Annotated in this window: 7 protein-coding genes; 3 read left to right on the top strand and 4 right to left on the bottom strand. The window is 64.2% G+C overall.

Annotation, left to right across the window (positions count from 1 at the left end):
* On the bottom strand, positions 1–849 hold an 849-nt coding region (locus FJ417_RS15485), incomplete at its 3' end, for a site-specific tyrosine recombinase XerD (protein ID WP_140648191.1).
* A 34-nt stretch (positions 850–883) separates the two neighbouring features.
* Entirely contained in the window at positions 884–1,036 is a 153-nt protein-coding gene (locus FJ417_RS15480; protein WP_140648190.1) for a histidine kinase, read from the bottom strand.
* A 188-nt stretch (positions 1,037–1,224) separates the two neighbouring features.
* Here FJ417_RS15480 and FJ417_RS15475 point away from each other — a divergent pair, with 188 nt between their 5' ends.
* The 3 genes from FJ417_RS15475 to FJ417_RS15465 are packed head-to-tail and all read left to right on the top strand — an operon-like array spanning position 1,225 to position 3,937.
* Positions 1,225–1,854 carry a shikimate kinase gene (locus tag FJ417_RS15475; protein ID WP_140784052.1) on the top strand — a complete coding sequence of 210 codons (630 nt, stop codon included), beginning with the start codon at positions 1,225–1,227 and terminating at the stop codon, positions 1,852–1,854.
* Positions 1,851–3,044, top strand: a complete 1,194-nt coding sequence (gene aroB, locus FJ417_RS15470; RefSeq protein ID WP_140784051.1) for a 3-dehydroquinate synthase — start codon at positions 1,851–1,853, stop codon at positions 3,042–3,044. Before FJ417_RS15475 ends, aroB begins: the two co-directional genes overlap by 4 nt.
* Positions 3,041–3,937: a transporter associated domain-containing protein gene (locus FJ417_RS15465; protein ID WP_140784050.1), complete on the top strand. Its 897-nt coding sequence runs from the start codon at positions 3,041–3,043 to the stop codon at positions 3,935–3,937. Before aroB ends, FJ417_RS15465 begins: the two co-directional genes overlap by 4 nt.
* Before the next feature lie 403 nt (positions 3,938–4,340).
* On the opposite strand, the gene FJ417_RS15460 is transcribed toward FJ417_RS15465, so the two are convergent.
* Both FJ417_RS15460 and FJ417_RS15455 read right to left on the bottom strand, forming a co-directional pair.
* Entirely contained in the window at positions 4,341–5,885 is a 1,545-nt protein-coding gene (locus FJ417_RS15460; RefSeq protein ID WP_140784055.1) for a SpoVR family protein, read from the bottom strand.
* An 11-nt stretch (positions 5,886–5,896) separates the two neighbouring features.
* Positions 5,897–7,207, bottom strand: coding sequence for a YeaH/YhbH family protein (locus tag FJ417_RS15455; protein WP_140659657.1), 1,311 nt, complete (start codon positions 7,205–7,207; stop codon positions 5,897–5,899).
* Positions 7,208–7,220: the final 13 nt, after the last annotated feature.

Here is a 7,220-nt window from a genome sequence, read left to right as displayed (position 1 = left end):
GATCTGGGTGGTCGAGATATCGGCATGGCCTAGAAGTTGCTGAACGGCTCTGAGATCGGCGCCGTTCTGCAGCAGATGGCTGGCAAAAGCATGGCGAAGCACATGCGGCGAGATTTTGGCCGCGGTTATCCCGGAACGCGCGGCCAAGCCCTTGAGATCGCGGGCGAAAACCTGGCGGGAGAGATGGCCGCTGTCGGAAGAGGCCGGGAACAGGAACGGGCTTTCGGCAAAGGCCGGGCGCTCGGCCCTCGCGGCAAGCCAGGCGCGCATGGCGGTTCGCGCCTTGGTCGAAAGCGGCACCATGCGCTCCTTGTCGCCCTTGCCGCGCACCATGAAGAAGCGGTCGTCGCGCAGCGCCACCGTCACCGGCAGGCCAACCAATTCGGAGACGCGCAGGCCGGTGGCGTAGAGCACCTCGACCAGCGCGTGCAGGCGCAACGCGGCCAGCCTGTCGCCGTCCGGGGCGGATTCGCCGGCTTCCAGCGCGGCGCGGTCGAGCAGGCGGCCGGTCTCGGCCTCGCTCATCGTCTTCGGCAGCGGCCGGCCCTTGCGCGGGCTGTCCAGCGTGCCGGTCGGGTCGTCGCCGCGCAGGCCTTCGGCGTAGAGGAATTTGAAGAACTGGCGGATCGCCGACAATTTGCGCGCCTGCGAGGTCGGCGCGAAGCCGCGCGCGGCGATGTCGTCGAGATAGGCGCGGATGTCGGAAGATCCAGCACCTGCAAGCCCGCCCTGGATCGTCTCGGAGGCATCCTCCAGGTCGCGGCGATAGGAGGCGAGCGTGTTTTCCGCCGCGCCGCGTTCGGCGCTCATCATTTCGAGGAAGGCTTCGATGCGGGCGGCGCTGTTCATCGGGCCGGGATCAGCTCTTTGTCGGTTTTCTTGGTCAGTTCTTCTTGGGGTTGAGCTTTTCGGCCGGAATGCGGATGCTCATTTCCGCTCTTTTCGGCTCCACGAACATGGCCAGCGCGAACATCGCGCCATAGGCAATGCCTGCAAGAACCGCCAGCGTCACGACGAAGCGAAACAAAGTCGGCATTCAATTTCGCCCGTCTTGTTGTTCTGCGTTTCCAAAGCCCTGTGCCCTTATGGGACGCCGATCCGGCCAATTCAAGGACGAAGGCTTCCGGTGAACAGAAGGTTTTGCCGGGATGCTTCGCGCCCGGTTGTCCGGCCGTGCTTGACGCAAACAGGCTTTTGATGTCGATACGGCGCAAAGAGGCTCCGATGAACGCTCTGCCACCCAATCCGACGGACGAAGGCCGCGCCGCGCTGATCGAAGCGCTCGGCAGCCGCTCGATCGTCTTCGTCGGGCTGATGGGCGCCGGCAAGACGGCGATCGGCCGCAAGGTGGCGGCGATGCTTTCGCTGCCCTTCATGGACAGCGACCAGGAGATCGAAAGCGTCTCGCGCATGACGGTGCCGGAGCTGTTCGAGCGCTATGGCGAGCCGGAATTCCGCGCGCTGGAGCAGCGCGTGATCCTGCGCCTGCTGGAGAACGGACCGCAGGTGCTGTCGACCGGCGGCGGCGCTTTCATGAACGCGCAGACGCGCGAGGCGATTTCCGCGCATGGCGTATCGGTCTGGCTGAAGGCCGACCTCGACCTCTTGATGGAGCGGGTTTCGAAGAAGCAGAACCGGCCGCTCCTGAAAAATCCCGATCCGCGCGGCGTGCTGGAGCGGCTGATGGGCGAGCGTTACCCGGTCTACGCCACCGCCGACCTGACCGTGCCGACCCGCGACGACCGCAAGGAGATCATCGCCGGCGAAGTCGTCGCGGCGCTCTGCACCCATCTCGGCGTCGACGCGATCGTGACAGGCGCTACAGGCGCCACAACCGACGAGGTGCAGTCGTGAGCGATGCCGAACCGATGAAGGTCGAGGTCGGGCTCGGCGACCGCGCCTATGATATATTGATCGGCTCCGGGCTGCTGGCGCGCTCCGGCGAGGAGATCGGGCGCCGGCTTCCCGGCACCCGCGCGGCCATCGTCACCGACGAGAACGTCGCCGCCGCGCATCTCGACATGCTGAAGGCGGGGTTGGAGAAAGGCGGCATCCAGTCCGCCGTCATCGCGCTGCCCGCCGGCGAAAAGACCAAGAGCTTCGCCCATCTCGAAGAGGTGGTCGACGGCGTCCTCGCGGCAAAGCTCGAACGCCGCGACCTGGTGATCGCGCTCGGCGGCGGGGTCATCGGCGACCTTGCAGGCTTTGCTTCCGGCATCGTGCGGCGCGGCATGAACTTCGTGCAGATCCCGACCTCGCTCCTGGCGCAGGTCGATTCCTCCGTCGGCGGCAAGACCGGCATCAACAGCGCCCGCGGCAAGAACCTTGTCGGCGTCTTCCACCAGCCCAGGCTGGTGCTCGCCGACACCCAGGTGCTCGACACGCTGCCGATCCGAGAGTTCCGCGCCGGCTATGCCGAGCTCGCCAAATACGGGCTGATCGACCGCCCGGCCTTCTTCGCCTGGCTTGAGCAGAACTGGGGGCAAGTCTTTGCCGGCGGCCCGGCGCGGGTCGAGGCGATCGCCGAGGCCTGCCGCGCCAAGGCAGACGTCGTCGCCCGTGACGAGTTCGAGACCGGCGACCGGGCGCTGCTTAATCTCGGCCACACGTTCGGCCATGCGCTGGAAGCGGCCACGCGCTATGACGGGGCGCGCCTCGTCCATGGTGAGGGTGTGGCCATCGGCATGGCGCTGGCGCATCGCTTCTCGGCGCGCCTCAACCTGGCGAGCCCGGACGACGCGGAGCGCGTCGAAGCGCATCTTCGCGCCGTCGGCCTGCCCTGGCGCATGGCCGATATTCCGGGCGAGCTGCCGGATGCCGAGGCGCTGCTCGGCTTCATTACCCAGGACAAGAAGGTGTCGCGCGGCGCGCTGACCTTCATCCTGACGCGCGGTATCGGCCAGGCTTTCATCGCCAAGGACGTGCCGCCGTCGGAAGTGCTGTCCTTCCTCAAGACGAGCCATCCCGAAGGGTTCAAGACGGGCCAATCCGGAAGGCTCAAAGTGGACCATCCCGAACGGTCCAAGAGGAGCCGTTCCGGATGATCGACGCCGGCTGGATCGTCGCCGCCGTCCTCGCCGTCATCCTGCTTTCGGCGCTTCTGTTGCGCACCCGGCTGCTTGCCGCCTTCGGCTACGCGCTGCGGCCGCTCGAACCGCCGCAGCGGACCGAGCGCAACGGCAAGGATGAAGGCAGCGACGATGCCCGCCGCGAGGGCGCGGCTGCCGGTGAGGAGCGCAATCGGCTCGAAGGCCTCTTCGACCTCGATGAACTCGAAGTGTCGGATATCATGGTCCACCGCACCAATATGCGCTCCGTCAATGCCGACAATGCGCCGGAGGCGGTGGTGCGCGAGATCCTGCAAAGCCCGCACACCCGCATGCCGTTGTGGAAGGGCTCGCTCGACAACATCGTCGGCGTGCTGCACGCGAAGGATCTGCTCAGGGCCCTCAACGAGGTCGGCAACGATTTCTCGCGGATCGACGTCATGAAGATCGCGGCGAAGCCGTGGTTCGTGCCGGACACCACCACCTTGCAGGAACAGCTCAACGCCTTCCTGCGCCGCAAGGCGCATTTCGCCATCGTCGTCGACGAATATGGCGAGGTCGAAGGGCTGGTGACGCTGGAAGACATCATCGAGGAGATCGTCGGCGAGATAGCCGACGAGCACGATGTCGACATGCAGGGCGTGAAGAAGGAAGCGGACGGCTCCGTCGTCGTCGACGGCACGGTGCCGATCCGCGACTTGAACCGCGCGCTCGACTGGGACCTGCCCGACGAGGAAGCCACGACGATTGCCGGCCTGGTCATCCATGAGACGCAGTCGATCCCGGAGGAGAAGCAGGCCTTCACCTTCCACGGCAAGCGTTTCGTGGTGATGAAGCGGGACAAGAACCGCATTGCGAGGTTGAGGATACGTCCCGCCAGCGAAAGCTAGTTCACTAACACAGAATCTTGACTGGTCGGCTATGTCGCGTTGGCAGTTGGTATGCCTTGGAGATTGGCCGAAACGGTCCGGCCTCGTCATCCACGGGCGGAGCAAGGAGCGTAGCGACGCGCGCAGACCCGAGGATCCATTCCGTGACGCATGAGCGCTGCTGCGGTGCAGAATTCTGCTCCGCTGCGTTCTTCGATCAGGATCACGGAATGGATCCTCGGGTCTCCGCGACGCCGCTTCGCGGCTGCTCCGCCCAGGGATGACGAAGTTGGGAAGGCTTCAGCCAATCCCCAACGTCTGCGCTGATTTCACCGAAGCGAACGGTGAAAATCTTGGCGCCCGACAACCCTGCAACCTTTCAAAATCCCTACGCCGAAGAAACCAGGCGTCTCAGAGCCCCGGCTCAAAGTTCCTTGGTCGAACGCTCGCTGAGCATCGCGCCGGTTCCAGCATCGATTGCCGCCAGGCTGACGTCATAGCCCCAAAGCCTGCGGATATGGCGCAGGGTTGCGTCGCAGCTCTGGGCCTCGAGCATGACGCCGTCCTTGATCTTGTGCTGGAGCCGCAGATGCCGGTCGCCCAGCAGGTCGACGTCAACCACCTGGATGTCGGGACGGCTGGCGCCGACATCGTAGCTTTGCGCGAGCGCCGACCGTATCTTGGCATAGCCGCGCTCATTGTGGATCGAGGCCACCTCATAGTGCGGCTCGTCGGCGCCGTCGGCGAGCACGAAGAGCCGCCATTTGCGGATCAGCGTCGGGCTCAGATATTGGCGGATGAAGGATTCGTCGCGGTGGTTGGCCCAGGCGTCGAGCAGGGTGTCGCGCCAGTCGCCGCGGCCGGCGATGTCGGGAAACCAGTCGCGGTCCTCGGCGGTCGGCGCGGTCGAGATGCGCTGGATGTCCTGCATCATGTCGAGACCTAGTGCATAGGGATTGATGCCCGAAAAGCGCGGATCGTCATAGGCCGGCTGGAAGATGACGTTCGAGTGGTTGCGCAGGATCTCCAGCATGGCGCCTTCGCCGATGCGGCCACGGTCGAACAGCGTGTTCATGAGCGTGTAATGCACGAAGGTGGCGCAACCTTCGTTCATCACCTGGGTTTGCCGCTGCGGGTAGAAATATTGCGCGATGACACGCACGATCCTGACGATCTCGCGCTGCCAGGGCTCAAGCACCAGGCTGTTCTTCTCAAGGAAATAGAGCAGGTTTTCCTCCGGCAGATTGAGCGATTTCTTGCGCTCGGCAAGGATTTCGTCCCCTGCTTCCGGCTTGTTCTTTCCCTGCGGGGGCGGCAGCGTTCGCCACAGATCGTTGAATGAGCGTTCCTCGTATTCGAGGCGCTCGCGCAACCCCTCGCGCTGTTGCTCCGATGACAGTTTCGGCGGGCGACGGTAACGGAACACGCCTTGCTCCATCAGCGCATGGGCCGAATCCAGGATCGCCTCCACGGCGGCCAGGCCATGCCGTTCCTCGCATCGGGCTATGTAGCTCTTGGCGAAATCCAGGTAGCTCAGGATGCCGCCGGCATCCGTCCATTGCCGGAAGAGATGATTGTTCTTGAAGAAATGATTGTGCCCGAGCGCGGCATGGGCGGTCACCAAGGCCTGCAGGGCCATGGTGTTTTCCTCCATGAGGTAGACGATGCAGGGGTTGGAGTTGATGACGATCTCGTAGGCCAGACCGCGAGCGCCCTTGCGGTAGAGAAGCTCGTCGTAAAGAAAACGTTTGCCGAACGACCAGTGCCGGTACATCAGCGGCATGCCGATCGACGAATAGGCGTCGAGCATCTGCTCGGAGGAAATGACCTCCATCTGCACCGGGTAGATGTCGAGGTGAAGCACTTCGCGGCCGATCGCTTCGATCTCGTCATAGACCCGGGACAGCTTGTTGAAATCCCAGTCGGACCCGGAAAACAGCAGTTCGGACTTGCGCGCCTGGCTGACCATCGCCGAAACCCTCAAGCGCTCTTGCGCAAGCCGGGCTGCCTGGCGAAGAGCTCGCGGAAGACCGGGTATATGTCGGCCGGCGCGGCAATGCGCCTCATCTGGAAGTTCGGCCATTTGCCGTCGACGGCGTTGTAGGCGCGCCAGAGCGACGTGCCGTTCTCGGTCGAGCCGAAAATGTGGCTTTCCCGCTCATCGATGATCTCCACATAGGCGAAATACTGGCAAAGCCCCATGAGTTTGCGGTCCAGCAGTTCTATGCAGCGTTCGGAGTCGGTGGCGAAATTGTCGCCGTCAGAGGCCTGGGCGGCGTAGATGTTCCATTCAGAGGCCGGATATCGCTCTTCGATGATGCGATGCATCTCCTCGAGCGCCGTGGAAACGACGGTGCCGCCGCTTTGCGTGTGGTAGAAGAACGTGTGCTCGTCCACCTCCTTGGCCTCATGGGTGTGGCGAATGAAGACGATTTCGGTGCGCTCGTATCGTCGCGTCAGGAACAGATGCAGCAGCACGAAGAAGCGTTTGGCCAAATCCTTCTCTCGCTCGCCCATCGATCCGGAGACGTCCATCAGGCAGAACATGACGGCACTGGCATTCGGCCGCGGCTGCGGGTCGAAGCGATTGAAGCGGATGTCGACCGGATCGACATAGGCAATCCGCCTGCGCCGGCGCTCCAGCCGATCGAACTCGTCGCGCAGAGCCTCGATGCGTTCGCGGGTCTTTGCATCCGGCGGCCTGGATTCCAGCTCGGCGATCTGCCCGGCGATGGCGTCCACGTCAGCCTGCTTTGGACGCCTGAGCGCGATGCGGCGCCCGTGGCTGTTTCGCATCGTGCGCCCGACATTGATGTTGGTCGGCGCGCCGCTTGCCGCGAAACCCGCCCGCTTCGGCTTGAAGCTGAGTATCTGCTTTAGACTGAGCTTGACCAGATCCGGCAGTTCGAGGTCCTCGAAGAAAAGGTCGAGCACTTCCTCGCGTGACAGCACGAAGCGGAAGTCGTCCTCGGATTCCGTGGTCCCCGGAGCCGAGCCGTAGCCTCCGCCGCCGCCAGGCTTGTCGATAAGATCGCCAGGGCTGAACGTCCGGTTGCCGGGCAGGATGTGCTGGCGCCGGCCGCTTTCCTTGTCGTCGCCGAAGGTCGGTTCGCCGGTACCCTTGCGAGGCATCGGCACGGCGTGCTCGCGGTCGAGCTCGGCGATCCCGCCGGCGCGGACCTTGTCGCGGATGGAGCGCTTGAGCTCTTCGCGGGCACGCCTGAGGAAGCGCTGGCGATTGCCAAGGCTTTTGTCCTTCGGATTCAGGCGGCGGTCGATGAAGATCGGCATGGAACCGTCCCGG

It is taken from the genome of Mesorhizobium sp. B3-1-7 (assembly GCF_006439385.1).
Taxonomy (GTDB): Bacteria; Pseudomonadota; Alphaproteobacteria; order Rhizobiales; family Rhizobiaceae; genus Mesorhizobium.
The sequence above is the reverse complement of the archived record's forward strand: the minus strand, read 5'-3'. Positions and strand labels throughout refer to the sequence as shown.

Bases quoted from the DNA above. Each gene is read 5' to 3' on its own strand.
- FJ417_RS15480 (WP_140648190.1), bottom strand. From the start codon at position 1,036: ATGCCGACTTTGTTTCGCTTCGTCGTGACGCTGGCGGTTCTTGCAGGC.
- FJ417_RS15475 (WP_140784052.1), top strand. From the start codon at position 1,225: ATGAACGCTCTGCCACCCAATCCGACGGACGAAGGCCGCGCCGCGCTG.
- FJ417_RS15465 (WP_140784050.1), top strand. From the start codon at position 3,041: ATGATCGACGCCGGCTGGATCGTCGCCGCCGTCCTCGCCGTCATCCTG.
- FJ417_RS15460 (WP_140784055.1), bottom strand. From the start codon at position 5,885: ATGGTCAGCCAGGCGCGCAAGTCCGAACTGCTGTTTTCCGGGTCCGAC.
- FJ417_RS15455 (WP_140659657.1), bottom strand. From the start codon at position 7,207: ATGCCGATCTTCATCGACCGCCGCCTGAATCCGAAGGACAAAAGCCTT.